23 protein-coding genes are annotated in these 24,094 nt (G+C 64.7%); 12 read left to right on the top strand and 11 right to left on the bottom strand.

Annotated elements, in window-relative coordinates:
* The first annotated feature begins 3 nt into the window (after positions 1-3).
* Together ACR80S_RS06410 and ACR80S_RS06405 are read left to right on the top strand one after the other, a co-directional pair.
* On the top strand, positions 4-1,191 hold the full coding sequence (locus ACR80S_RS06410; protein ID WP_435402853.1) for a PP2C family protein-serine/threonine phosphatase: 1,188 nt from the start codon (positions 4-6) through the stop codon (positions 1,189-1,191).
* On the top strand, positions 1,178-1,687 hold the full coding sequence (locus tag ACR80S_RS06405) for an STAS domain-containing protein (RefSeq protein WP_435401957.1): 510 nt from the start codon (positions 1,178-1,180) through the stop codon (positions 1,685-1,687). Before ACR80S_RS06410 ends, ACR80S_RS06405 begins: the two co-directional genes overlap by 14 nt.
* A 29-nt stretch (positions 1,688-1,716) precedes the next feature.
* Here ACR80S_RS06405 and tal read toward each other — a convergent pair whose 3' ends face one another.
* Positions 1,717-2,655 (bottom strand): transaldolase, encoded by a 939-nt coding sequence (gene tal, locus ACR80S_RS06400; RefSeq protein WP_435402852.1) that lies wholly within the window; start codon positions 2,653-2,655, stop codon positions 1,717-1,719.
* Positions 2,656-2,782: 127 nt separating this feature from the next.
* Here tal and ACR80S_RS06395 point away from each other — a divergent pair, with 127 nt between their 5' ends.
* The 9 genes from ACR80S_RS06395 (at position 2,783) to ACR80S_RS06355 (ending at position 12,772) form a co-directional block, all read left to right on the top strand.
* On the top strand, positions 2,783-3,967 hold the full coding sequence (locus ACR80S_RS06395) for a Bcr/CflA family multidrug efflux MFS transporter (protein WP_435402851.1): 1,185 nt from the start codon (positions 2,783-2,785) through the stop codon (positions 3,965-3,967).
* Entirely contained in the window at positions 3,960-4,718 is a 759-nt protein-coding gene (locus ACR80S_RS06390; protein ID WP_435401960.1) for a sulfite exporter TauE/SafE family protein, read from the top strand. The genes ACR80S_RS06395 and ACR80S_RS06390 overlap by 8 nt, the downstream gene beginning before the upstream one ends.
* 159 nt (positions 4,719-4,877) lie before the next feature.
* Positions 4,878-5,834, top strand: coding sequence for a PstS family phosphate ABC transporter substrate-binding protein (locus ACR80S_RS06385; RefSeq protein WP_435401961.1), 957 nt, complete (start codon positions 4,878-4,880; stop codon positions 5,832-5,834).
* A gap of 140 nt (positions 5,835-5,974) precedes the next feature.
* Entirely contained in the window at positions 5,975-8,254 is a 2,280-nt protein-coding gene (locus ACR80S_RS06380) for an ABC transporter permease subunit (RefSeq protein ID WP_435401962.1), read from the top strand.
* A gap of 15 nt (positions 8,255-8,269) precedes the next feature.
* The gene (pstA, locus tag ACR80S_RS06375; protein WP_435401963.1) at positions 8,270-9,946 is read left to right on the top strand and encodes a phosphate ABC transporter permease PstA; all 1,677 of its coding nucleotides are present in this window, start codon (positions 8,270-8,272) and stop codon (positions 9,944-9,946) included.
* Positions 9,947-10,023: 77 nt separating this feature from the next.
* Positions 10,024-10,851 carry a phosphate ABC transporter ATP-binding protein PstB gene (gene pstB / locus ACR80S_RS06370; RefSeq protein ID WP_435402850.1) on the top strand — a complete coding sequence of 276 codons (828 nt, stop codon included), beginning with the start codon at positions 10,024-10,026 and terminating at the stop codon, positions 10,849-10,851.
* 102 nt (positions 10,852-10,953) lie between these two features.
* On the top strand, positions 10,954-11,304 hold the full coding sequence (locus tag ACR80S_RS06365) for a metalloregulator ArsR/SmtB family transcription factor (protein WP_435401986.1): 351 nt from the start codon (positions 10,954-10,956) through the stop codon (positions 11,302-11,304).
* A 208-nt stretch (positions 11,305-11,512) separates the two neighbouring features.
* The gene (locus ACR80S_RS06360; protein ID WP_435402849.1) at positions 11,513-12,454 is read left to right on the top strand and encodes a DnaJ C-terminal domain-containing protein; all 942 of its coding nucleotides are present in this window, start codon (positions 11,513-11,515) and stop codon (positions 12,452-12,454) included.
* Positions 12,455-12,457: 3 nt separating this feature from the next.
* The gene (locus ACR80S_RS06355) at positions 12,458-12,772 is read left to right on the top strand and encodes a chaperone modulator CbpM (RefSeq protein WP_435402848.1); all 315 of its coding nucleotides are present in this window, start codon (positions 12,458-12,460) and stop codon (positions 12,770-12,772) included.
* On the opposite strand, the gene ACR80S_RS06350 is transcribed toward ACR80S_RS06355, so the two are convergent.
* The 8 genes from ACR80S_RS06350 to ACR80S_RS06315 all read right to left on the bottom strand — a co-directional run bounded on the left by ACR80S_RS06350 (position 12,769) and on the right by ACR80S_RS06315 (position 21,762).
* Complete coding sequence (locus tag ACR80S_RS06350; RefSeq protein WP_435401966.1) at positions 12,769-13,674, bottom strand: cation diffusion facilitator family transporter; 906 nt, start codon at positions 13,672-13,674, stop codon at positions 12,769-12,771. The genes ACR80S_RS06355 and ACR80S_RS06350 overlap by 4 nt on opposite strands.
* Positions 13,671-14,483: a class II glutamine amidotransferase gene (locus tag ACR80S_RS06345; RefSeq protein ID WP_435401967.1), complete on the bottom strand. Its 813-nt coding sequence runs from the start codon at positions 14,481-14,483 to the stop codon at positions 13,671-13,673. Before ACR80S_RS06345 ends, ACR80S_RS06350 begins: the two co-directional genes overlap by 4 nt.
* A gap of 68 nt (positions 14,484-14,551) precedes the next feature.
* The gene (locus tag ACR80S_RS06340; RefSeq protein ID WP_435401968.1) at positions 14,552-15,043 is read right to left on the bottom strand and encodes an FKBP-type peptidyl-prolyl cis-trans isomerase; all 492 of its coding nucleotides are present in this window, start codon (positions 15,041-15,043) and stop codon (positions 14,552-14,554) included.
* Positions 15,044-15,074: 31 nt separating this feature from the next.
* The gene (locus ACR80S_RS06335; RefSeq protein ID WP_435401969.1) at positions 15,075-15,998 is read right to left on the bottom strand and encodes a molecular chaperone TorD family protein; all 924 of its coding nucleotides are present in this window, start codon (positions 15,996-15,998) and stop codon (positions 15,075-15,077) included.
* A 70-nt stretch (positions 15,999-16,068) separates the two neighbouring features.
* The gene (gene nrfD, locus ACR80S_RS06330; RefSeq protein WP_435402847.1) at positions 16,069-17,316 is read right to left on the bottom strand and encodes an NrfD/PsrC family molybdoenzyme membrane anchor subunit; all 1,248 of its coding nucleotides are present in this window, start codon (positions 17,314-17,316) and stop codon (positions 16,069-16,071) included.
* On the bottom strand, positions 17,313-18,074 hold the full coding sequence (locus ACR80S_RS06325) for a 4Fe-4S dicluster domain-containing protein (RefSeq protein WP_435401971.1): 762 nt from the start codon (positions 18,072-18,074) through the stop codon (positions 17,313-17,315). The genes nrfD and ACR80S_RS06325 overlap by 4 nt, the downstream gene beginning before the upstream one ends.
* 40 nt (positions 18,075-18,114) lie before the next feature.
* The gene (locus ACR80S_RS06320) at positions 18,115-20,598 is read right to left on the bottom strand and encodes a molybdopterin-dependent oxidoreductase (RefSeq protein ID WP_435401972.1); all 2,484 of its coding nucleotides are present in this window, start codon (positions 20,596-20,598) and stop codon (positions 18,115-18,117) included.
* A 102-nt stretch (positions 20,599-20,700) separates the two neighbouring features.
* The gene (locus ACR80S_RS06315; RefSeq protein WP_435401973.1) at positions 20,701-21,762 is read right to left on the bottom strand and encodes a 4Fe-4S dicluster domain-containing protein; all 1,062 of its coding nucleotides are present in this window, start codon (positions 21,760-21,762) and stop codon (positions 20,701-20,703) included.
* 261 nt (positions 21,763-22,023) lie between these two features.
* Here ACR80S_RS06315 and ACR80S_RS06310 point away from each other — a divergent pair, with 261 nt between their 5' ends.
* A complete protein-coding gene (locus tag ACR80S_RS06310) occupies positions 22,024-22,464 on the top strand; it encodes a hypothetical protein (RefSeq protein ID WP_435401974.1) in 441 nt (146 codons plus the stop codon).
* A gap of 47 nt (positions 22,465-22,511) precedes the next feature.
* Here the strand turns inward: ACR80S_RS06310 and ACR80S_RS06305 are convergent, their stop codons facing one another.
* Positions 22,512-23,597 (bottom strand): FAD-binding oxidoreductase, encoded by a 1,086-nt coding sequence (locus ACR80S_RS06305; RefSeq protein WP_435401975.1) that lies wholly within the window; start codon positions 23,595-23,597, stop codon positions 22,512-22,514.
* A 20-nt stretch (positions 23,598-23,617) separates the two neighbouring features.
* A complete protein-coding gene (locus ACR80S_RS06300) occupies positions 23,618-24,043 on the bottom strand; it encodes an OsmC family protein (RefSeq protein WP_435401976.1) in 426 nt (141 codons plus the stop codon).
* Positions 24,044-24,094: the final 51 nt, after the last annotated feature.

Genomic DNA, 24,094 nt, shown 5'->3' with positions numbered 1-24,094 from the left:
TCCATGGTTCGTCCCAAGCAGCTGATCGGTGTGATCGATGCCCCTGGCCCGGCGCGTGATGCGCTGGCCGAGACCATCGCCCGAGACGGCCTGGCGGTGATCGCCGTCGAGAGCCCCGATGGGCTGCCCCCGGAGGTGTCGCTGGTGGTGGCCCACGTCCGGGCGCTGTCCGACGACCAGTGGGCGCCCCTCTGCGAACGTCTGCCGACCCTGGTGGTCAGCGATAGCCGCGAGGCGCCCGGGCTGCTCTCGGCGGTGGATGTCGGGCTGGTGGACTACATCGTCGAGCCGCTGCGCCACGGCCAGCTGTTGCGTCGCATGATTCGCAAGGTGATCGAGCTGCGCCAGCTGGAAGAGGCTCGGCGCGAGGATCAGGCGCGGCTCGAGGAGCTCAACGATAGCCTGGAGACCCACCTGGCGATGCTGCGCCTCGACCAGCAGGCCGGCGGCCAGATCCAGCGCAAGCTGCTACCGACCCGGCCCCAGACGGCGTCCGGGGTGACCTGCGACTACTGGTTCGCTCCCTGGCTCTATCTCTCCGGCGATTTTCTCGACTTCCAGCGCCTGGATGAACGGCACCTGTTGTTCTATTTTGCCGATGTTTCCGGCCATGGCGCCTCGTCGGCCTTCGTCACGGTGCTGCTCAAATACCTGGCCAACCGCTGGCAGGGGGAATGGGACGGAACGGCGCCGGAGGCCCTGCCGCCGCGCTGGCTGTCGGATCTCAACCGCGAATTGCTGGAGACCGGCATCGGCAAGCATGCCACCCTGTTCGTCGGGGTCATTGACCTGGAGCGTCGCTATCTTCACTATTCGCTGGGCGCACAGCTTCCCATGCCCCTGTTGGTGGCGGAGGGTGAAGTTCATCCCCTGCCGGGTGTCGGCATGCCGGTGGGGCTCTTTCCCGGTGCCGAGTACCCGACCCTGGGCTGTTCGCTACCCGAGAACTTCCGCCTGTGGCTGTGTTCGGATGGAGTATTGGAATGCCTGCCGGGCGAAACGCTCGACACGCGGCTCAGGGAACTCGAGCAGCGGGTGCTGGCCAGCGAGACGCTGGAGGACCTGCGGACCAGACTGGCGCTTGGCCAAGTGGCCAGCGGTGATGACACCAGCCTGGATACCGGGATCGAGGCGCTGCCCGACGACCTGACCATCATGATGTTGAGCGGATTCGGCAATGTTGAACCCTGAAGGACGCATTAAGGCGGCATTCGATGCGGGTGTCTTCGTCCTCAAGCTGTGCGGCGATGTACGCCTGACCCTATGCGCGACCCTGGACAGACAGGCCCAGCAGCTCGCCGAGACCCCGGGGCTCACGACGCTGATCATTGACCTGCGCGAGGCCACCAACGTGGACTCCACGGCGCTGGGTTTTCTGGCCAAGGTGGCCATGGCGGTGGAAGGGCGACTGGCCGAGCGTCCCACCATCGTTGCCGACAATCCCGACATCCAGCGCATGCTGGATGTGATGGGCTTTGCCCGCTATTTCACCCAGGTGGAGGCGCCCATCACCGAAGTCTGTGAGCTGTGTGACCTGCCGGAGATCCCCTGCGACCTGGAGGAGACTCGCCGGCGCATTCTCGAGGCCCATCGCATCCTGATGCGCATGAACGAGCACAACCGGGAGGAGTTCCAGCCCCTGGTGGAGATGCTCGAGGCCCAGGAGGCCGACCCCCACCATCATTGATCCGCGGGGTCACGCCCCGCGGCGTTTCTTCAGCCCCGTCGCAGCTCGCCCAGCAGCGCCTCCAGCTTGCGCTGATCCTCCATGAACTTGCGGATGCCCTCGGCCAGCTTCTCGGTGGCCATGGCATCCTCGTTCATGTGCCAGCGGTAGTCGGCCTCGTGCAGCGGCTCAGGGGCCCGAGTCTCGGCATCCTGGGGAGAGAGTCGGCGCGCCAGGGTGCCGTTGGCCTCGGCCAGCTCGCCGAGCAGAGCAGGGGAGATGGTCAGCCGGTCACAGCCTGCCAGTGCCAGGATCTCGCCACTGTTGCGAAAGCTCGCCCCCATCACGATGGTGTCGTAGCCGTGCCCCTTGTAGTGCTCGTAGATGCGCTTCACCGACTGGACGCCGGGGTCGTTGTCGCCGCTGAAGTCGGCATCCGGTGACTGCGCCTTGTGCCAGTCGAGGATGCGACCTACGAAGGGCGAGACCAGGGTCACCCCGGCGTCGGCGCAGGCCTGGGCCTGGGCGAAGCCGAACAGCAGGGTCAGGTTGGTGTGGATGCCTTCACGCTCGAGCTGCTGAGCGGCGCGGATACCCTCCCAGGTGGCGGCGACCTTGATCAGGATGCGCTCCGGTCCGACCCCGTGACGACCATAGCGCTCGATCAGTGAGCGGGCCCGTGCCAGGGTGGCGTCGGTGTCGAAGGAGAGCCGGGCGCTCACCTCGGTGGAGATGTAACCCGGCACCAGGGAGCTGATCTCGCTGCCGATCTCCACGGCCACGGCATCCAGGGCGTCGTCGATATCCGCGGCCTGGCGGGCGATCTCGCCCAGCCGTTCGCGACGCTCCTCCAGTTGGGCGGCCTGGAGGATCAGTGAGGGGTTGGTGGTGGCGTCGGTGGGCTTGAATAGACGGATGGCGTCGATGTCGCCGGTATCGGCGACCACGGTGGTCATCTGTCGGAGTTGCGAAAGCAGGTCATCGGCCATGGGCTGGGCTCCTCGTGGAAAGGGGGAAGACACTCTATCAAGCCAGTATGACAGGGAACAGGGACCGGCAGGTAAGGTGACAATAGGCTATTATTAGCCGCCTATCTATGCATGTTCAGGAGCCTCCTTGACCCTCGACGCCCGACGCGTGGCGCTGCTGGTGGCCGCCAACACCGCCCTGGCCCCCTTCGCCATCGACGCCTACCTGCCCGCCATGGCGGCCCTGGCCGATGCCGTGGGCGCCAGTATCCACCATACCGAGCTCTCGCTCTCCGCCTTCCTGGCCGGCTTCGCCCTGGGCCAACTGCTGTTCGGTCCGCTCTCGGATCGCATCGGCCGCAAGCCGGTGCTGCTTGGCGGCCTGGTGGTCTTCCTGCTGGCGAGCCTGGCCATCACCACGGTGAGCTCGCTGCCCGAACTGCTGGCCTGGCGTTTCGTCCAGGCCCTGGGGGGAGGCGCCACGGTGGTCAACTCGGCAGCCATCGTGCGCGACTGCTTCAGCGGGCGCGAGGCGGCCAAGGTGATGTCGACCATGGCGATCATCATGCTGATGGCCCCGCTGGTCGCACCAGTGGTGGGCAGCGGCCTGCTCTATCTGGGCGAGTGGTGGCTGATCTTCATTTTCCTGGCAGTCTATGCCGCCTTCCTGATGTGGCTGCTGGGCACCCGCCTGCCGGAGACTCGGGCCCCGGGGTCGCCCGTCGCTTCGCCGCGGCAGGTGCTGGCCAACTATGCCAGCGTGCTGCGCCACCGCGAGGCCATGGGCTATGTGTGCGCCGCCTCCATGTCGTTTGCCGGCTTGTTTGCCTTCATCACCGCCTCGCCCTTCCTCTATCTGGAGCACTTCGGGCTGGGCCCCGACCTCTATCCGCTGGTATTCGGGGTCAACGTGATCGCCATGGCGGCCTCCAACCGCCTCAATATCCGCCTGCTGAGGTGGCGCAGCCCCCATCAGAACCTGCGCCTGGGTCTGGCCATCCAACTGGGCGCGGCGCTGGGATTGGTGCTTGTAGTGGCCAGCGGGCTGGAGTCGCTGTGGACCATGGTGCCGCTGATCATGGTGTTCGCCGGCACCATCGGCCTGGTGGCGCCCAATGCCATCTCCGCGCTGCTCGACCACTTCCACCACATGAGCGCCACCGCAGCGGCCCTGCAGGGCAGCATCCAGTTCTCCTGCGGCGCGCTGGCTGGTGTGCTGGTGGGGGCCTTCGAAGTAGACAGCGCCTGGCCCATGGTGGGCACCATGCTGGGCGCGGCGTTGATCGGCAACCTGGGGCTGCGTTTGCTGGCGGGCCGCCCTGGCCATGCCTGAAGCGCTGCTGGCCTGGCTGGACATGATCCCCGGGACTTGGCTCGACATGAGCCCCGCGATCTGGCTCTGGTGTGCCGCCGTGCTGGCGCTGGGCGCCTTCGTGCAGCGCGCCACCGGCTTTGGCCTGGCCGTAGTGGGGGCGCCGCTGCTGCTGATGCTGGAGCCGCGGTTGGTGCCGGTGATTCTGGTGCTGTTCGGCTTCACGGTGGCACTGACCACCCTGCGCCACTACTGGCGCGAGGTGCGCCTGGCCGAGATCGGCATGGCCCTGGTGGGTCGGGTCCCCGGCAATGCCCTGGGGCTGTGGCTGTTGATCGCCACGCCCATGGCGGTGCTGGAAAAGCTGATCGCCGGCAGTGTGCTGTTCGCCGTGGCGGTGACCCTGTTCCGCTTCCGCCTGCCGGTCAACCGCGCCACTCTGTTCGGCGCTGGGGTTTTCTCGGGGATCCTCGGCACTGTGGCTGCGCTGAGCGGCCCGCCCCTGGTGCTGCTGCTACACGGCTTCTCGCCGGATCGGCTGCGCGGCACCCTCTCGGCCTTCTTCGTGGTCACGGCGCTGATGACGCTGGTCACCCTGGCCCTGGCGGGGCTGATCCGGCCCTGGCACTTCGGCATGGCGCTGACCTTCACCCCGGGGGTGCTGGCCGGCAGCTGGCTGGCCAGCCGCGTCGCCCATCGCCTCGACCGCCGCCTGCTTCAGGGGGTCTCGCTGGCCCTCTGCACCCTGGCGGCGCTGGGGCTGCTGTTCTGACGGTGCGCCCAGGTCGTGCTGTCACACAATATTCATCAACTCGGCGCGCCATGTCACCGAAGTGTCATGCGGTCTCCCTATAGTCGCCCCCATCGATCCACGGATTGCGGATCGAGTCCTCAACGCTGTGGCACAGCCGCACGACACCTGGAGACCAAGATGAAATTCAAGCTCATCGCTGCCGCCGTTATCGGTGCCTCTTTCGTCAGCACTGCCGCTATGGCGGAACGCGTCGATCCCAACCTGCCGACCTATGAGCGTGCCAGTGGCATCTCCGGCAACATGACCAGCATCGGTTCCGACACCCTGAACAACCTGATGACCCTCTGGGCCGAGGAGTTCGCGGGCTTCTATCCGAACATCAACATCCAGATCCAGGGCGCTGGTTCCAGCACCGCCCCCACCGCCCTGACCGAGGGCACCTCCCAGTTCGGCCCAATGAGCCGTGAGATGCGTACATCCGAAGTGCAGGCCTTCGAGGATCGCCACGGCTATCCGCCCACCATGGTGCCGGTGGCCATCGATGCCCTGGCCATCTACGTCAACCAGGATAACCCCCTGGAAAGCATCACCGTACCGCAGGTCGACGCGATCTTCTCCGACACTCGACGCTGCGGCTACCCGGAAGATATCACCCGCTGGGGTCAGTTGGGCCTGGAAGGCAGTTGGTCAAACCGTGACATGACCCTTTACAGTCGTAACGCTGTCTCCGGCACCTACGGCTTCTTCGCCGAGAATGCCCTGTGCGGCGGTGACTTCAAGGACTCCATCAACGAGCAGCCGGGTTCCGCCTCGGTGGTGCAGGGCGTAAGCGAGTCGATCAACGGCATCGGCTACTCCGGCATCGGCTACATCACCTCCCAGGTCCGCGCCGTGCCGGTGGCCCGCGACGAGGGCGAAGAAGCCTTCGAGGTGGATAACGAGAATTACCCGTTGGCGCGCTTCCTGTTCGTCTACGTGAACAAGCACCCCAACGAGGATCTGGCCCCGCAGCAGGCCGAGTTCCTGAAGATGGTGCTCTCCAAGCAGGGTCAGGAAGTAACCGCCCGCGACGGCTACATCCCGCTGCCCGAGACCGTGGCCAGCCGCGTGCGCGGCGAGTTGGGTCTCGACTAATCAGCAACTAGTAAAGGCTGTATCCGGGGCGCTCAGGCGCCCCTTTCTTATTTCAGGGACTGTCACATAGCTGTCACGGTCCCTGATTACCCTCTGCGTATCTTTCCACCTGACGGGATTGCCCATCCGCCATGAATGACATGTCCCAACGCCCCACGTCGGGTCAAGGCAGATCGCTGCTGCCCACCCCTGAGCAGCGTGAGCGCCTGCGGCGCAAGCGCACGCTGAAGGACAACATTTCCCGGTACGGTATTGGTGCCGCCGGCATCGGGGTCGTGATCGCCCTCGGGATGATCTTCGTCTACCTCTTCTCCGAGGTCATGCCGCTCTTCAAGTCGGCCCAGGTATCGACCGAGCAGACCTATGCCATTCCCGGAATGGAAAGCGGCGAGTCACTCGAACACCTGACCATCGATCGCTACGACACCCTGGGGGCGAGTTTCACCGACACGGGGCGCATCACCTTCTTCGACCTGGAGGGGGGGGGCTTGCGTTCGTCGTTCGAGATGCCTCGGCCCGATGGCGCGACGCGCACAGCTTTCGCGACCGCCTTCGCTACCACGGGGGCCTTCGCCTACGGCTACGATAACGGGGCCATCAGCCTCGGCCAGGTGGACTACGCGATCACCTACCCGGATAACCTGCGCCACATCGAGCCCGAGCTGAAGTTTCCCCTCGGTGAGGAACCCCTGACCCTGGACGAGGAGGGACGTGCCATCCAGGTGCTGGGCTTGCAACTCAGTGATCGCGGTACCTATGCCGCCGCCGAGCTCGAAGACGGCACCTTGATGGTGACCTCCTTCGATCGCCAGGAGAACATCATGACCGGCGCGGTGACCGTGGAGCAGACCACGGCCGAGCTGCCCGGCTTTGAGGGTCGCGCCCGTCAGATCCTGATCGACAACCGCTACCGTCACCTCTACGTCTCCGACGATGCGGGCTACATCCATCACTACAATATTGGCAATCTCAGCAATCCCCGTTACCTCGGCGCCGTTCAGGTCACTGATAACGGCTACGTGTCTGAGATGGCCTATCTCAATGGCACGGTATCGATCATCGCCGGCACCTCCGACGGTCAAGTACGTCAGTACTTTCCCGTCCGCGATGCCCAGAACCAGTATGACCTGGCCCATGTTCGTGACTTCGCCCGCTATGAGGCCCCGATCACCCATATCGCACCGGAGCACATGCGGCGGGGCTTTTTGGTGGGTGATGAGCTTGGGAATATGGGCATTCACCACGCCACGGCGGGGGCTGACGTCTTCGATGGGACGATGACCGAAGGCCCCCTGGCGCGTATCGCCATCTCGCCGGTTAACTCGATGGCGCTGATTGCCGACGAGAACCATCAGCTACAGGTGGCCAGCGTCAATAATGCACACCCCGGTATCTCCTTCTCCTCCCTGTGGCAGAAGGTCTGGTATGAGGGCAGCAGCGAGCCTCGCTATGTGTGGCAGTCCACCGCCGGCGGCGATGAGTACGAGCCGAAGATGAGCCTTATGCCCCTGACCCTGGGCACCTTGAAGGCGGCGTTTTACGCGATGCTGTTTGCCACGCCGCTGGCACTGATGGGGGCCATCTACACCGCCTACTTCATGTCGCCGAAGCTGCGCGGCAAGGTGAAGCCCACCATCGAGGTGATGGAGGCGCTGCCCACGGTCATTCTCGGCTTCCTGGCCGGCCTGTGGCTCGCTCCCTTCGTCGAGAACCGGTTGCCGGCAGTGTTCAGCATCCTGATCCTGATGCCCATCGCCATGCTGGTCTTTGCCTATCTGTGGAGTTTACTGCCCGAGCGCTTGCGCACCCGGGTGCCCGACGGTTGGGAGGCAGTGCTGCTGATGCCGATCATCATCTTCATCGGCTGGGCCTGTGTCACGGCGAGCCCCTATGTGGAGATCATGTTCTTCGATGGCAGCATGCGACAGTGGCTGACCGATAATGGCTTCACCTACGACCAGCGCAACGCTTTGGTGGTCGGCATCGCCATGGGCTTCGCGGTGATTCCGACCATCTTCTCCATCGCGGAGGATGCGGTCTTTAACGTGCCCAAGCATCTCACCCAGGGTTCCCTGGCGCTGGGCGCCACCCGCTGGCAGACCGTGGTTGGCGTAGTCCTGCCTACCGCCAGCGTCGGCATGTTCTCTGCGGTGATGATGGGCTTCGGCCGTGCGGTGGGTGAGACGATGATCGTGCTGATGGCCACCGGCAACAGCCCAATCATGAATTTCAATATCTTCGAGGGCATGCGCACCCTGTCGGCCAACATCGCGGTGGAAATGACGGAAGCCGCGGTGGGGTCCAGCCACTTCCGGGTCCTCTTCCTGGCGGCGCTGGTGCTGCTCGCCATGACCTTCGTGGTCAATACCCTTGCCGAAATCATTCGCCAGCGCCTGCGCAAGCGCTACGGCAACCTCTGAGTCCGGGAGACAACGATGAAACTTTGGTGGAAAAGCGGTGCCCCCTGGGTGTGGTTGAATGCCGGCGCGGTGGCGATTTCGGTCATCATGGTGGTGGGGTTGATCGGCCTGATCGCCGTGCGCGGCCTCAGCCACTTCTATCCCACCGAGATTGTCGAGTTCCAGGTCGGCGACCCCGAACTGGGCCTTGGCCAGATGGTGATGGGGGAGCACGTGCGTGCCGAGACCATTCCCGTTCCCGTGGCGCGGGATGCGGGCATTGCGGTGCCTCCCGAGCTCGATAACGATGACCTGGTTGTCCGACATTTGATCAAGCAGGGCAACCGGGACGTGACCGGCAATGATTTTGCCTGGTACGCCGAACTGCAGATGACGGAGTGGCAGGCGCCGCCGGATGCCATGCGCCTGGAGCGCCGCGAGTGGGGCGACTTCTTCGGCTATGCGCTGCGGGTGCTGGAAGCGGGCGAGGTGGTCGCCGAGGGCGAGGGTCTGTGGGACGCCCTGCAGTCTCGGGTCGCCCGCGCCAACACGCTCTATGGTGAGCTGAATCAAATCGAGCGTAACGATGTGGGGGTGATCAGCGCGGAAATGGAAGAGCTGCGCCTGCGCGAGCGTGCCCTGCAGCGGGATCCCGATATCGATCCCGACGTGCTTCAGGCGCAGCTGGGCCAGATCCAGGATCGGCAAGCCATTCTGCAGGAGGAGTTCCAGACCCTGCGCGGTGAGATCGATATCCTGCGCCGTGAACTCTATCGCGACACCCTGGTGGCATCGGTCACCGGTGGCGAGGAAGTGCAGATTCGCATCGGCGATATCGTGCGGGCCGTGCAGCCCAACAGCCTGACCCTGACCGCCAAGGTGGTGGAGTATGTTCAGCAGTTCTGGGCCTTCGTCAGCGGCGAGCCTCGCGAGGCCAACACGGCCGGCGGCATCTTCCCGGCCATCTTCGGCACCGTGACCATGGTGCTGCTGATGTCCATGATCGTCAGTCCCTTCGGCGTGCTGGCGGCCATCTACCTGCGCGAGTATGCCAAGCAGGGGCCACTGCTTCGCCTGATCCGTATCTCGGTCTACAATCTCGCCGGGGTGCCCTCCATCGTCTACGGGGTCTTCGGCCTGGGCTTCTTCATCTACACCATGGGGGGGTCCATCGACCAGCTGTTCTACTCGGAGCGGCTGCCATCCCCCACCTTCGGCTCGCCGGCGCTGATCTGGGCCTCATTGACGCTGGCGCTGCTGACCCTGCCGGTGGTGATCGTCTCCACCGAGGAGGGGCTGGCGAGGATTCCTTCCTCGGTGCGCCATGGCTCCCTGGCGCTGGGGGCGACCAAGTCAGAGACGCTGTGGAAAGTGGTGGTGCCGCTGGCCACACCGGCGATGATGACCGGCATGATCCTGGCCATCGCCCGGGCCGCGGGTGAGGTAGCGCCGCTGATGCTGGTGGGGGTGGTCAAGCTGGCGCCGACCCTGCCGGTGGATATGACCTTCCCGTTCGTCCATCTGGAGCGACAGATCATGCACCTCGGCTTCCATATCTATGATGTGGGCTTCCAGAGCCCCAACGTCGAGGCCGCCCGCCCGCTGGTCTATGCCACGGCGCTGGTGCTGGTGATTCTGATCATTGTGCTTAACCTGACCGCCATCAGCATCCGAAACCGGCTGCGTGAGCGCTACCGCGCCGCTTCCGACTGATTGACGGCGATTCTCCGGATACCGATCGGCGGTCGAGGCCGCCGATCGCCAGAACACGAGACACGAGACACGAGACCATGACCTCAATGACTACCGCGACTACCGCTCCCCGTCCCGTCGCCAGCCATGCCAAGACTCCCTCGGGCATGAAGGGCGTCACCTTCCAGGTGCGTGACCTCAATCTCTTCTACGGTAAGGAGCAGGCGCTCAAGGGCATCAACCTGGATATCCCTCGCAACAAGGTCACCGCCTTCATCGGGCCGTCCGGCTGCGGCAAGTCGACCCTGCTGCGCTGCTTCAATCGCATGAATGATCTGGTGGACATATGCCGGGTCGAGGGCAAGATCCTGCTCGACGGCGACGACATCTATGCCCGTGGCGTCGATGTGGCCGAGCTGCGCCGCAAGGTCGGCATGGTGTTCCAGAAGCCCAACCCCTTTCCCAAGTCGATCTACGAGAACGTGGCCTACGGCCTGCGCCTGCAGGGAGTCAACAACAGGGCCGTGCTCGATGAGGTGGTGGAGCGCTCGTTGCGAGGCGCCGCGCTCTGGGATGAGGTCAAGGATCGCCTGAGCGACAACGCCTTCGGGCTATCCGGCGGCCAGCAGCAGCGCCTGGTGATCGCGAGGGCCATTGCCATCGAGCCCGAGGTGATCCTGCTCGATGAGCCGGCCTCGGCGCTGGACCCCATCTCCACGCTGAAGATCGAGGAGCTGATCAACGAGCTCAAGGACAAGTACACCATCCTGATCGTGACCCACAACATGCAACAGGCGGCCCGGGTCTCCGATTACACCGCCTTCATGTACCTGGGTGATCTGGTGGAATACGACGAGACCGACAAGATCTTCACTGATCCGGTCAATAAACAGACCGAGGATTACATTACCGGCCGCTACGGGTAGATCAGGTGCCCCATCCGGCATGCCGGACTCATCAACGGGATGCCGGCCGGGTTCCGATGGCGTAGAATTTGCGACATTCCATTTCCGTTAGGTTGCATTGTGATCCCGCTGAATCCCGCTCGACTGTTCAAGTGCCTGGGCGATGAGACTCGCCTGACCCTGACCCTGCTGATCCGTCGCGAGGAAGAGCTGTGTGTCTGCGAGATGACCCACGCGCTGGAGGAGTCACAGCCCAAGGTGTCGCGCCACCTGGCGCAGCTGCGTACCTGCGGCCTGCTCAGCGATCGACGCGAGGGCCAGTGGGTCTATTATCGTATTGCCGAGACGGTGCCGGACTGGGTCGTTGAGGCGCTGCTGGCCGCCGAGAAGGGGCAGGCCGAGCGCCTGGCAGGATTGCAGGCACGCCTCGTCGGCATGGGTAACCGCCCCGAGCGGCGGCTGGCCATGTGCTGAGGCTCTGTGGGGCCGTCGCTTCTCCTTCCACTTCTCTACCCATTCCTCTGTCCACTTGCCCCGCTACAACCCGCGATCCGCTTTCCTTTCTCCACATGTTCCTGGCCATTTTCGACTAGTCTTGAATCTAATTGCTGGATCCTGTCAGAAGCGGTACCCGTGTCATCGCGCTTCTGACTAGACGTGGCCTCTGTCGGAGCGTTCACACGTGGAATTCAAGGATTACTATCAGGTGCTCGGGGTGGCGAAGACCGCGACGGCCGATGACATCAAGAAGGCCTACCGCAAGCTGGCGCGCAAGTATCATCCCGATGTCAGCAAGGAGTCCGACGCCGAACAGCGCATGCAGGAGATCAACGAGGCCAAGGCGGTGCTGTCCGATCCGGAAAAGCGCCTCGCCTATGACCAGTTGGCTCAGCAGTATCGGTCGGGACAGGATTTCCAGCCACCGCCTGATTGGGATGCGGGCTTCGAGTTCAGCGGTCGTGGCTTCGAGGAGGCCGATCTCGGTGAGTTCAGTGACTTCTTTGCCAACCTCTTTGGTCAGGGCGGCCGGCCAGGGCGAGAGGGGCGCGGCTATCAGATGCGCGGCGAGGATCGTCACGCCAAGGTGGTGATCGACCTGGCGGACGCCTTCCACGGCGCGACCCGTGGGATCACCCTGCAGGTGCCCCAGGTCGATGCGCAGGGCCGTGTGGTCTCCCGGGAACACACCCTGAGCGTGCGCATCCCCAAGGGCGTCAAGGAGGGCCAGCATATCCGCCTGAGTGGGCAGGGCAGCCCCGGTATCGGCGGCGGCCCGGCGGGTGACCTGTATCTGGAGATTCATTTTTCGCCGGATTCGCGTTATCGGGTCGAGGGTCGGGATGTGTATCAAACGGTGCCGGTGACGCCCTGGGAGGCTGCCCTGGGGGCCAGCATCGAAACCCCGACCCCCTCGGGGGGAGTGAAGCTCAAGGTGCCTGCCGGGTCACAGACCGGTCGCCGATTGCGCCTGAAGGGGCGCGGTATCCCCGGGCCGGAACCGGGTGATCTCTATGTGGAACTCGAGGTAGTGCTGCCCCCGGCCGACACCGACAGGGCGCGGGAACTGTACGAGACCATGGCGCATGAACTCGCTTTCGATCCGCGCCAACGGAAGGGAGGCTAGGACATGGTGCACCAACACATGGTCAGTGGCGAACTGATCGACGAAGCGGCCCTGTCCCTCGAGGAACTGGCCCGCGCCTGCTCGGTCGACACCGACTGGGTCGTCGAGCGCATCGAGAGTGGCCTGCTGGCCGATGGGTCGCCCTATGTGGCGAGCTGGCGCTTCACCAGTCGTGACCTGACCCGTGCTCGACGGCTGTGTCGGCTGGAACGTGATTTCGAGGCAGCGCCCGAGCTCGCTGCCCTTGCGACCGACCTGATCGAGGAGAACCAGCGCCTGAGGGAGCGGTTGCGGACCGCGGGACTGGCTGCTGACTAGCACCGCTCTCCCATGGGGCAATGGGCCGCGTACTCCCTGGATTCCTGTTGCAGCACGCTGTGGCGTATCCTGAAACGCTCATGCAGCATCAGGGTGGCCTGCTCGAGCAGAGCGTCTCGGTCGAGATGGTCTGTATCGATGACCAGGTGGGCGGTGAGGGCGTTGTCAGAGGTGCTCATCGCCCAGACGTGCAGATCGTGGACATCAATCACGCCGGGAAGCCCCCGCAGGCTCTCATCCACCGCTTCCATATCAATGTCGTCCGGGACGCCATCGAACAGCAGGTGTAATGATCGGTGCAATAAGGACCAGGTTCCCACCACGATCACCAGTGCGATCAGCAGGCTGACCACCGGATCGATCCAGCTCCAGCCTTTCCAGAGATAGAGGCCACCGGCCACCACGACACCCAGCGAGACCAGCGCATCGGCGGCCATGTGCAGGAAGGCACCGCGAATGTTCAGGTCTTGCTTGCTCCCTGCCAGAAACAGCCAGGCCGTTACCGCATTGATGATCACCCCGATTCCCGCGACCACCATGACCGTGCCGGCATCGATGGTTGACGGCGTCTGCAGCCGCTGCACGGCCTCCCAGGCCAGGATGCCCATGGCCACCAGCAGCAGGATGGCGTTGGTGAAGCTGGCCAGGATCGAGCCACGCTTCCACCCATATGTGTGACGAGCATTCGGCCTGAGGCGAGCGGCGCCGAAGGCCGCCCATGCCAGCAGCAAGCCTCCCACGTCGCTCAAGTTGTGACCGGCATCGGCCAGCAGGGCCAGTGAGCCGGTCTTCCAACCGTAGAAGGCCTCGACGAGCACGAAGGCCACATTGAGCGTGATGCCGATGGCAAACGCCTTGCCAAAACTGACCGGGCCGTGGTCGTGGTCGTGGGTGGAGGTCATATCTGCATCTCCGCGACCAGCTCGCCGTCACGCACCGCGAGGATGCTGCCCTGGGGCAGTGGCCGCCAGTCCTCGCCCGATAGGGGCACGCTGGACACCAGAATGGCGTGCTGGGCCTGGTCGGATTGCGGTGAAGGGGGCCTCTCCAACAGCTCGCTGGATGACTGCCTCGGACAGGTCAGCCAGAAAAGCCCGGGCGGCTCGACAAGCCCTGTCGAGGGCTGAAGGCGTCGGTCGGCATGGACAAACATGGTATCACCGTCCGCATAGAGGAAGTTGGCCGGGCCGAAGCGGCGCAATGTACTGGCGACCTCGGCGACCGCCTCCAGCCGAGTTTCTAGAGGGGGAATGTTGTGGAGCGGGGCGCTCAACCTCTCCAGGCCTGACATCAGATGGCAGAAGGCCAGCTCGGAGTCAGTGGCGCCTACCGGTCGAAAGTGTCCCGGTGGCGCTTCGGCATCATCGAACAGGCGAGACAGATTGCCGTTGTGGGCGAAGCAATGGACCCTTCCGTTGTGCTCACGAATGTAAGGCCCGGTATTGGCGAGTTCGACCGTTCCCTGGGTGGCGTGCCGGATGTAGCCCAGGGACAGTCGAGTCAAAAGGCCGTGGGCCTCCAGCCACGTGACCATGGCACTGGTGTCGGCCGCCTCGATACCTCGGTAGAGGGCAACGTCCCGGCCCTGGTAGAAGGCGAGTCCCCAGCCATCGCGATTACGGCTCTCTCCCTGGGCATGGGAGGCCAGCGCGGTCAGCGATGACGTTAGTCTCGTCGGGTGGCGGCACGACAGGGCGAGTAGCTCACACATCCCGGGATTGTTCTCCGATGGCCTGGCAGGCGTCAGCTGTGTGGCTGTTCGGAGGTCTCCCGGGTCTGTTACTCATCGAGAGTGACCCAGCGGATCGGCTGGTAGTCCAGCTCTCCCTGGGGCGGCCGCCTGCCCGGCTGGACCTCCAGGATCCGAATATCCCATGTCACGGTCCTGCCGGCCAGCGGATGGTTGCCATCCAGCATGGCGCCGCGTTCGGTGAGGCTCACCACCTTCAGCGAGAACTTGCCCCGTTGGCCGCCGGGCGTCAGCGTCATGCCGATGCGGAGCTCCTGGCCCGGCGGCAGGTTGTCGCGTACCGCCTCGAAGACCAGTTCCGGCCGATGGGGGCCATAGGCCTGTTCTGGCGTCAGCGTCACGCTGATCTCGTCGCCGGCCCGGTGGCCTGTCAGCGCTGACTCCAGGGCCGGCAGCATCTGACCCGTGCCGTGCACATAGCGCAGTGGCGCCTCTGGGGTCGAGGCCGCCAGGCGTTCGCCATCCTCGTCGTTCAGCACATAGTCGGCGGTGACCTCGCACAGGGGGGAGATTCGCGTCATGGGAGGCTCCTGTTTCGGGTTGCCTTTTGAGTCACTGCCAGGCCTTGAGGCCTGCGCCGGGAGGCCTCAGGGTTGTCGGGCCGTCCTGACCGTCGCGACAGCCCGGGCAAACCGCCAGGTGATCCGCGCTGACGCCGGCGGCGGACAGTCTCTGGCGCATTTCCGCCATCACCGGGTCACTCTCGAAGGCCTCGCCGCAGGAGCGGCAGGACAGTGTCTCCCGCGGGGCCTCGCTGGCCTCGAAGGTCTCCACGGTATTGACGTTGCGACGCTTTGGAGGAGGAGTTGCACGGGAGGCGAGGGAGGGCAGTGCGGCCTCGAGGCATGCCAGATCATGGGTCAGCTGGTCATGGGTCAGTTCAATCAGCAGGCGCCAGGGCAGGGTGATCTCATCTCTTGCGGCCTGTGTCACCTTGCGGCGAACCCCGGCCAGGGCGGGCAGGGTGAGATCGTGCAGCATGGTTGCGGCGTCCGTCAGCGCGGGGGTGGCGTCTGTCCCGGTTTCGCGGGCTTCCATGGCCTCGCTGTAGACCCAGGCCAGCCACTGCAAGTGCAGCGAGAGGTGGTCGGGCAGGTCTAGGAACGTTGGATCGCGCTCCAGTCCGTGGCGGAGATAGAGGGCTTCCATGGAGGGCACGCTGCGGGCCATCAGGCCACCGTCCAGATAGGCGCCCAGGTTGAGCGGCGCCGGGGCTGGTGGCGTCAGGAACAGGCGGCTGTAGCCCAGGATCAATTGCTGGCTATCGGTCAACGCCGCCAGCGCCCGGGAGAGGGCATCGAGGCGCTCGGTGTCCAGCGTCGGTAGCGTCTCGGCCAGGCTGCGCAGGTCGTCTAGCAGCGGACCTTGGGCCTCTGCCAGCGTCACTCCTGCCTGGGGGGCGAGGAAGGCCCGGGAGAGGCAGAGGCTGAGCTCGGCGGCCGGCAGTAGATCGGGAAGTTGCGAATCTTGTGTCATCTTGCTGACGAGGCGGCCTGCCGACTGGCAGGCCGCCCCTTCTCCTTCAGGATGCGACGGTGAGGATGGATCAGGCGGTGCCCGCCTGGGAGCCGGTCGCCTGGGAGGCGGCCGCCGGGGCGCCGGCCGCCGGGGCGCCGGCCGACACCTCGGCCATATGGCGCGGCATGTCCCCCAGGTTCAGGAACTTCTCGCCAAGCAAGTAGAGCACGAAGCACAGCGACCCCCCGATCAGGGTCAAGGACCACTCGGTGGCGGAGGGGCTGTAGCTGATCAGGTTGGGTATCCAGGTGCCCTTGAACAGCGGTACCACCTGTCCGCCGACCACGAAGTAGAAGCGCTCGGCGAATAGCCCCAGGAACACCAGGCAGGCGACCAGCACCTGCACGCCCACACGGTTGCGCAGCGAGGCGCTGAGCATCACCACGAAGGGCAGCAGCAGGCCCAGCAGCAATGAGGCGATGTAGAGCGGCGAGGCGAAGAGATAGTCGGTCCACACCAGGTTGATCTCGGGGTTGTTGCTGTAGAGCCCGGTGATGGCGCGCACCGTGATGAACAGCAGGGTACCCCCGATCAGCGCGGCGAACAGCTTGGGCAGGGCGCCAGTGAGCAGGGTCTGCAAGGCAACGGGCATGCGCTGGCGACTGAAGCCGTGGGCCAGGTAGGTGAAGAACACCAGGGCGGCCGCGCCGCTAGTCACGCCGGTGAAGTAGAAGTAGATCGGCAGCAGGGCGTCGAACCAGAAGGGGCGCATGCTCATCATGCCGAAGATCAGCGCCAGGTTGCCGCTGGCCAGCAATACCCCGATGAACGAGGCGATGCCCACTTGCTTGGCGGTCTTGCTGTCCCACTCGCCGCCCTGCAGCTTGCTGAACTTCCACAGCAGGAACAGCAGGTCCAGGGCATAGAAAACGCCCATCCAGAACATCGCCGACTGCACCTGCAGGTTCAGCGGGATGGCCCACAGCATGCGGAAAACGTTGCCGAGCTCCAGGGCCAGCACGCTCATCCCCGAGATGAGCACGATGAAGGCCAGAAAGATACAGCGCTTGGCCACCGGATAGTACTGCTTGAAGCCGAAGACCAGCGGCAGCGAGGCAATCAGCCCCAGCCCCGAGGATGCCAGGGCAAAGTAGAGGTAGGTGGCAATGGGCTGCCCCCAGGGCAGGTTGGAGTTGGTATTGAAGGAGGTGTGGCCGCTAGCGATCAGCTGGGAAAAAGCGAAACCCAGGCTGGCCAGCAGCACCACAGCGGCGATCACCAGCAGCCCCCAGCCGAGCGGGCCCTGGATGGCGTTGTCACGAGTCCGGGTCGTCATGCGTCATGCTCCCTGTCGGCGGGGGTGAAGGCGGGGATGCCGGCGCCGGCCCCCAGGTAGTAGACCTGCGGCTTGTTGCCGGTATGATCCTTGAGGCGAACCCCGTGCTTGTCACCGATCAGCTGGTTGACCTGGCTCTCGGGGTTGTCCAGATCGCCGAAATAGCGGGCCTTGGGCGCACAGGTGCGCACGCAGGCCGGCACGTACTCCTTGACCTCGGGATTGTCCTCGTCGAGGTCGGCCACGCCCTCCGGCGCATGGCGGACCTTGTGGTAGCAGAAGGTGCATTTGGAGACCACCCCGGGTGGCTGGATGCCGATGCCGCGCCTCCAGTCCTCCTCGGGGTTCTGGTAGGGCGGGCTCCACAGCTGGCCGTTGTCGCTCGGGAAGGTCTCACGGATATCGGGCTCGATCAGCGGCTTCTCGTCGGCATAGAAGCGCACGCCGTAGGGGCAGGCGATCATGCAGTACTTGCAGCCGATGCACTTGTTCCAGTCGACGAACACGATGCCGCCGGCCTCTTCATCCTTGTAGGTGGCCCGGGTCGGGCAGACGTGCACGCAGGAGGGGTTCTCGCACTGCATGCAGGGTCGCGGCAGCCATTTCATCTGGCCGCTCGGGTATTCTCCCGCGTTGTAGAAGAGAACGTCCTGCCAGCTTTCCCCGGGCAGGGTGTTGTTCTCCATCGCGCAGGCGGTCGTGCAGGCCTGGCAGCCGGTGCACTTGTCCAGGTCGATGACCATTCCCCACTTTGCCATAGTCGTTGTCCTCAAAGCCTTGTTCGGTCGGGGTTCAGGATCAGGCGCGTTCCAGCCTGACCTTGCCGGTGTAATAGCTGACGAGCCCGGAGATCGGATCCGATGCATTGGCAGTGATTTCGCTGGAGTTGCCCGGACCGCGTCCCTTGGCCCAGCGCCCCTGGGCCCAGTGGCCGTATTCGAAGGGCAGTACCAGGGTGTCGGGACGGTGTGAGGCCACGAAGCGGCACTCCGCCTCGATGCTGCCGAGATCGGAGGTGATCCTGACCCGGTCGCCGTTACGGATACCTCGATCCTTGGCTGTCTGCGGGTGAACCTCCAGGTAGACGGTGTTGCGCCCGCCAACGATGGGCTGGTGAACCGCCATCTGGTGGGGGACGTTGGCGCCGCGTCCCTCGGCGTGCAGCGGTGTCTTGGGGGTCACGAAGTAAAGATCGCCGTCGCCGCCGGTGTGCACCGGCTCGACCCACTGCACCAGGCCGACCCGGTCGCGGGGAATGCCCAGCTCGCGCTCGATGTACTCGGCGTGCTGCTCGAGGAAGCCGGAGCGCACCTCGAACTTGCCGGAGGGCGTCTTGAACAGGTTGTGCTGGACCTCCTCCTCGCTCATCTGACGAGCGTAGCGTTGGCCGTCCCACTCGTAGAACTCGCCACGGATCTGGCGCCACTTGTAGGGCTTCTTGTACCAGACGCCCTTCTCCTTCCAGCTCTCGAAGTCGTTGACGCCGTTGTCGCCCGGATCATCGGCGAAGCCGGCCGCCAGGTGGCGCACCACGTTCTCGATGTTGTCCAGTGCCCGGTAATAGTCGGCGGTGGAGCCCTCGATGCGTTTGCCGAGCTCAATGATCACATCGCCGAACATCTTCGTGTCGTGGATCGGCGCCACGGCCGGTACCCGCAGCGCCGCCATGGGCCAGCCCTCGAAGGGGTAGGTAGGAACGTCCTGCAGGCGCTCGAGATAGGTGCTGTCGGGCAGCACGATATCGGCGTACATGGCCGTCTCGCCGGGGAAGGGCGAGGTGTCGATGACGAAGACGTCCTTGAGCGCCTCCTCCCACACCTTGTTATTGGGCGCCGACCATATCGGGTTGGTGTAGAAAAACATTGCGGTGTCGAGTTTGTAGGGGTCGCCCGCCAGATGGTTGGGGGCGCACTCCTGCATCATGTTGTCGACCATGGGCCAGCGCTCGCTGCCTTTCATGTCGATGCGCGGCTGGTTGCGCCAGTCGCCGTTGCGCGCGTAGTCGTCGAGATAGTCGTCGGCACTGGCCGGCAGCGCTCCATAGGAGGGCCCGACCTGGTAGCCGAGGCCACCCTCGGCGAACAGTGAGCCGACCAAAGCGTTGAGGCTGTGGATCGCCATGCCGTTGTAAGTGCCGTTACTGTGGCCGGTAGCGCCGCGCTCGAAAAGGGCGACCGCCGGGCGGGTGGAGCCGAATTCCATGGCCGTGCGGCGGATGTCGGCGGCCTTGATGCCAGTGACCACTTCGGCCCACTCCGGGGTGCGGTCCTTGAGCTCCTCGTTCCACCAGTCGGCCAGGCCGTGCACCCACTTCTCGGTGAAGTTGCCGGCCGAGATGCGCCGGCCCTCCACGAAGCCCAGGTTCGGGTTGATGAAATCGCCGACGAATTCGCGATCCCACAGCCCCTCGGTGAGTATCACGTGGGCGATGGCCAGGGCGAAGGCGCCGTCGGTGCCGGGCTTGATGTAGAGCGCCCGGTCTGAGGCGGCCATGGTCGGGTTCATGCGCACGTCCACCGTGGTGACCCGAGTCTTGGGGCTTTTAGTGCGCATGTAGCCCCACATCTGCATGACGTTGTTGTAAGGACGGAAGGCCTCAAGGAAGCTCGCCCCGATGATCAGCAGGTAGTTGGTGTTACGGTAGTCGTAGCTGTTGTACGAATTGTTCCCATCAACGGCCTGCTTGGCCTTCTTGGAGCCGTCAGCACACATTGATGAGTGGCCGATGGCCGCGTTGGGCGTGCCGTAGAGTCGGCCGAAGGTGCCCTGCATGCCGGCGTCGGAGGCGCCCCATCCGCGACCGTAAAACATCGAGAAGCGGTGCGACTCGCCTCGGCGGCGCAGGTCGTTCAGGCGCTCGGCCACGGTGTCGAATGCCTCGTCCCAGGAGATAGGCACGAAGCCGGGATCCTCGTCGCGCCCCTTGTTGGGGTTGGTGCGCTTCATGGGCCCCTTGAAGCGATCCGGATCGTAGAGGAAGTAACTGCCCAGGTGCCCCTTGGGGCAGAGCTTGCCGTTGGCGACGGGGTTGCCCGTATCGCCATAGATGGCGTGCACTCGTCCATCGGTGGTGTAGACGTCGATGCCGCAGCGCGCTGGGCACTGGGCGCAGATGTTCTTGGTGATCGTCGTCTCGCCGCGGGGCGTCTGGGCACGCGCTTCCCGCGCAGGGGCCAGGCCGGGCAGGCCGGTGAAGCCCGCCGTCATGGCACCGGCGGCGCCGACGGCGGCCGACGACTGCAGGAAGCGGCGCCGGTTGATCAGGGTCTGGAACAGTTTCATCAGGTCTCCCTCGGGGTGCTCGTCTTGTTGTACGAGTCTTTCTGGAATCGCGGGTGCTGGTCGCCATCGGTCGTTATTGGTCCCTGGGCGCCTTGGCCCGGACTAACCGAAGTGGTCATCAAAGCTCTCCTGCATCAGTGCCGCCTCTCGCCGGCAGGCCGGGCAGGTGGTGGCGTTCTCGATGTCGTCCGGCGTATCCTCGCCGGCGTGCGGGGTGAACGGGCGACCGCACAGGAAGCAGTCAATTCGCCGGGCCTTGCGCAGCGTCACGGTTTCCTTGCCGATTGATTCGCCGGTGGCGAGGGCTCCCTCCGGGCAGGCGGTAAGGCAGTGGCCGCAGTCGAGGCAGGCCTGTGGATCGAAGGTCAGCTCGCCTTCGGGTGTCTCACGCAGGGCCTCGGTGGGGCAGACTCGCGCGCAGACACTATGGGCCCGACAAGCATCGGTATTCAGGGCGAGCCCGGGCAATATCGGTGCGACCCGGGTATCGCCCAGCGCCTCGGCGGCGGCCCGCTGGCGCTGCAGCCGGCGGGCCTTGGGGGCGGCATCATCGTCGGCAATGGCCGGCAGCCGAGGGGCCGGGCGGCCGCGCAGCAGGTCACGGCGGCTCACCGAGGGTCGGGCGGCGCGAAAATCGCTGCTGGCCGGGCTGTTCGAGATGTGACAAAACCGGCGGGCCTGCTCCAGCCAGCGTTCCGGCTCGGCGGGCGCGGCGTCACAGCCGTGGCAGCCCTCGGGCAGGTGGAGCGCTACCGCCTCTGGGGTCGCCCGAGCCGCCAGCGAGGCCAGCAGGTCGGGGCCCAGGGCGTGCAGGCAGTGCAGGCGGGTCAGGGGGGAGTGCTCCGTTTCCATCACCCGGTGGCAGCCCAGGCGCAGCGGCTCACCCTCTGTTTGGCCCACCACCAGGGCTTCGATATCGGCGCTGACCAGGGCCTCGCTGGGGCAGGCCGGCAAGCACTGACCGCAGCCATGACAGGCGTCGCTGGCAAGCAGGGAGACACCGTCGTCATCGTCCTCATGGAAGGCGAGGGCCTCAACCGGGCAGGCGTCAATGCAGCGCGTGCAGGCCAACGGATGGGGCGGTGCCTGCAGGCAGCGCGAGGAGATCCACCCGATGCCGGGTTGGGAATGGCGCAGTGCGGAGGGTGTCAGGAGCGATGGCATGTTGCTCTCGTCGTTGGGCACTCTCGATGCTACATACCCGATGCTGTAAATCGAGAGCATTGAACACTTTGTTATGATTATATGTGGATTGGCATATATGAGAGTCTTGCAGAATTTGGGCAACCTTGCCAACGCCTTTCCCATAAGGTTAGCCGAAATGTCTAGAGCGTCAGGGCGATAAGCTGTCCTGGATCAATTTCATGGCGCCTTGGGTGGTAACGAGCACCAGGAGAGAACGACGAGCACGCAAAGGGGAGCGTCATGGCAGTACTGGTAGAGGCAACGGCGGTGATCGTGCGAGCGGCGGGGGTGGAGCGGCAGATCCCAGGGGGATGGGATGCACTGGGTGCGAGCCTGCCTGAGCAGGGCGTCTGCTCCGACGATGAACTGGTCAGCATCAGCCTGTTCGACCCCGCCGAGGTGCGCCGGCTGGTGGAGCGGCTGGTGGCCCTGGGGCTGCACTTCGAGTGGGAGGGGAATTTCGATGATATTGCCTTCGCCGATCAGAAGCGGGGACTGATTACCCCCTGTGACTGGCTGACCTTCGAGACGGTGAATATCGGCATCGGCGGCACCCCGCCGAGCGTGGCGATCTGCCGGCTAATCGGCAGCCAAAGCCATGAACTGCGGGTGCCGGAGGGTTGGCGCTACCAGGGCTCCCTCAGCGAGGCGTTCGGCGCAGAGGGCACCGGAAAGGCGTAAGGGGGGGGCGGATTGTTCGACGCCACCCCTCCCCACCTGGATCCGATTCAGACCGCGAAAGAATCCACGTGCACGGCGTTCTTGTCGACGCCCTGCTGATCGAGAAAGCGAATTAGCTCGCGCAGCATGGGGGATGGACCGGCGGCATAGATATCGCGCTGCTGGGCCAGCCAGTTCTCTCGACCGAGCACGTCCACGACATTGCCTTGAGCAAAGGATAGACGGTCCGGCGTGGGCGTCGTCTCCTGAGGTATTTGCGTCGCTAATACGACCGATAGCCCCGCCGCCTTCGACGCCAGGGCCTGTAGGGTGTCGAGCCCATAGAAGTCTGCGTCGCTGCGCATGCCCCAGAGCAGCACCATGTCGCGCTCGGGGAACAGCTCGACCTGCTGTTCCAGCAGCGCCAGCACCGGCGCCAGCCCGGTCCCGCCGGCGATGAAAAGAAGTGGTATGCCGGGAACGGAGCGCATGGTGAAATCGCCCAGGGGGCCTCGAGCCTGCAAGGTGTCGCCCACCTTCATGTCGGCAAAGGCCCAGTCCGTGAACCGGCCACCCTCGACACGGCGCAGATGCAGGGTGATACGGCCATCGTCATGGGGGGCGTTGGCAATCGAGTAGGCACGGGAAAGATAGGACGCGCCCGGCTGCCATACCTCGATGTATTGGCCGGGCACGAACTCGCAGAAACACTCCTCGGTGGCAACAGGTGCCAGGGTTACGCGCATGACGTCCGTCGTCGCGGGGTCTATCTGTGCGACGCGAACTGTGATGATGCGGTCGGGATGGGGAATGGTCAGGGGCGAGGCCAGGATGTCGCGGCGCGCCAGCAGATCGTCTTCGATGGCATGGCGCACCTCAGCTCGTCCCTCCATTGCCAGCACGCTGCTCAGGGGTGGAAACTCGATGGCGTTGGCCGGGCAGGTGTTGGCGCAGGTGGTGCAGCCTACCATGCAGTTGAGCGGGTCGACGACCACCGGCTTCTTGCGCTCGAAGTCGTAGCGATACACCAGGCGGCTGCAGCCGGTGACACAGGTGCCGCAGCCGATGCAGGCGTCCTCGATGACGGTCGGGTTCCAGTGAATGTCTTCGCGTGGCACGCCGTGCCAGGGTTTGGCGAATTTGGGGTCGGGCATGTCGGAGCCTCCTGAGTTTGCTATTGAATGGCGCGTCTCAGCACGCCCTGCAACCGGGTCCCCGGGGCCACGGTATTAAAGACGGTGCCGAATTTCCTGATGTTGTCGTGCAGCCGCTCGAGGCGCTGATCGCTCTCGTCGGTATCGACCAGGATCTCGTAGTCGATGCTTTCCATACAGGGTGGCGCGTCCTGGCGCACGCCATGTAAATGGACTTCTACCCTGCGCAGTTCAAACTTCAGGATGGGACTGACGCGCTCGATGCTCTTGAGCATGCAGCCGGCAAGGGCCGCCATCAGCAATTCCGCCGGGTTGAAGGCATCCAGACGACCCGCCAGGTCGGTATCCAGGGTCAGCGCGGCGGACTTGCAGCGGGCCTCGCTGCCGTGGGCATCCAGGCGCTGGGCGGTGACAGTGAAGGTCATCTGGGTTTTGTTTTCGCTCATATCAACTCCTGAATCAATGGCCAGAAGTACACACATAAAATAGCTATTGAA

It is taken from the genome of Halomonas salsilacus, assembly GCF_051216275.1.
In the GTDB taxonomy this organism is placed as follows: domain Bacteria; phylum Pseudomonadota; class Gammaproteobacteria; order Pseudomonadales; family Halomonadaceae; genus Halomonas.
This window is presented reverse-complemented; position numbering and strand designations above follow the sequence as displayed.

Excerpts from the sequence above, each read along its gene's own strand:
- ACR80S_RS06385 (WP_435401961.1), top strand. The coding sequence starts at position 4,878 with ATGAAATTCAAGCTCATCGCTGCCGCCGTTATCGGTGCCTCTTTCGTC.
- ACR80S_RS06320 (WP_435401972.1), bottom strand. The coding sequence starts at position 20,598 with ATGAAACTGTTCCAGACCCTGATCAACCGGCGCCGCTTCCTGCAGTCG.
- ACR80S_RS06405 (WP_435401957.1), top strand. The coding sequence starts at position 1,178 with ATGTTGAACCCTGAAGGACGCATTAAGGCGGCATTCGATGCGGGTGTC.
- ACR80S_RS06325 (WP_435401971.1), bottom strand. The coding sequence starts at position 18,074 with ATGGCAAAGTGGGGAATGGTCATCGACCTGGACAAGTGCACCGGCTGC.
- ACR80S_RS06315 (WP_435401973.1), bottom strand. The coding sequence starts at position 21,762 with ATGCCATCGCTCCTGACACCCTCCGCACTGCGCCATTCCCAACCCGGC.
- pstB (WP_435402850.1), top strand. The coding sequence starts at position 10,024 with ATGACCTCAATGACTACCGCGACTACCGCTCCCCGTCCCGTCGCCAGC.
- ACR80S_RS06335 (WP_435401969.1), bottom strand. The coding sequence starts at position 15,998 with ATGACACAAGATTCGCAACTTCCCGATCTACTGCCGGCCGCCGAGCTC.
- ACR80S_RS06300 (WP_435401976.1), bottom strand. The coding sequence starts at position 24,043 with ATGAGCGAAAACAAAACCCAGATGACCTTCACTGTCACCGCCCAGCGC.
- ACR80S_RS06380 (WP_435401962.1), top strand. The coding sequence starts at position 5,975 with ATGTCCCAACGCCCCACGTCGGGTCAAGGCAGATCGCTGCTGCCCACC.
- ACR80S_RS06345 (WP_435401967.1), bottom strand. The coding sequence starts at position 14,483 with ATGTGTGAGCTACTCGCCCTGTCGTGCCGCCACCCGACGAGACTAACG.
- nrfD (WP_435402847.1), bottom strand. The coding sequence starts at position 17,316 with ATGACGACCCGGACTCGTGACAACGCCATCCAGGGCCCGCTCGGCTGG.
- ACR80S_RS06305 (WP_435401975.1), bottom strand. The coding sequence starts at position 23,597 with ATGCCCGACCCCAAATTCGCCAAACCCTGGCACGGCGTGCCACGCGAA.
- pstA (WP_435401963.1), top strand. The coding sequence starts at position 8,270 with ATGAAACTTTGGTGGAAAAGCGGTGCCCCCTGGGTGTGGTTGAATGCC.
- ACR80S_RS06310 (WP_435401974.1), top strand. The coding sequence starts at position 22,024 with ATGGCAGTACTGGTAGAGGCAACGGCGGTGATCGTGCGAGCGGCGGGG.
- ACR80S_RS06355 (WP_435402848.1), top strand. The coding sequence starts at position 12,458 with ATGGTGCACCAACACATGGTCAGTGGCGAACTGATCGACGAAGCGGCC.
- ACR80S_RS06350 (WP_435401966.1), bottom strand. The coding sequence starts at position 13,674 with ATGACCTCCACCCACGACCACGACCACGGCCCGGTCAGTTTTGGCAAG.
- ACR80S_RS06340 (WP_435401968.1), bottom strand. The coding sequence starts at position 15,043 with ATGACGCGAATCTCCCCCCTGTGCGAGGTCACCGCCGACTATGTGCTG.
- ACR80S_RS06390 (WP_435401960.1), top strand. The coding sequence starts at position 3,960 with ATGCCTGAAGCGCTGCTGGCCTGGCTGGACATGATCCCCGGGACTTGG.
- ACR80S_RS06410 (WP_435402853.1), top strand. The coding sequence starts at position 4 with ATGGTTCGTCCCAAGCAGCTGATCGGTGTGATCGATGCCCCTGGCCCG.
- tal (WP_435402852.1), bottom strand. The coding sequence starts at position 2,655 with ATGGCCGATGACCTGCTTTCGCAACTCCGACAGATGACCACCGTGGTC.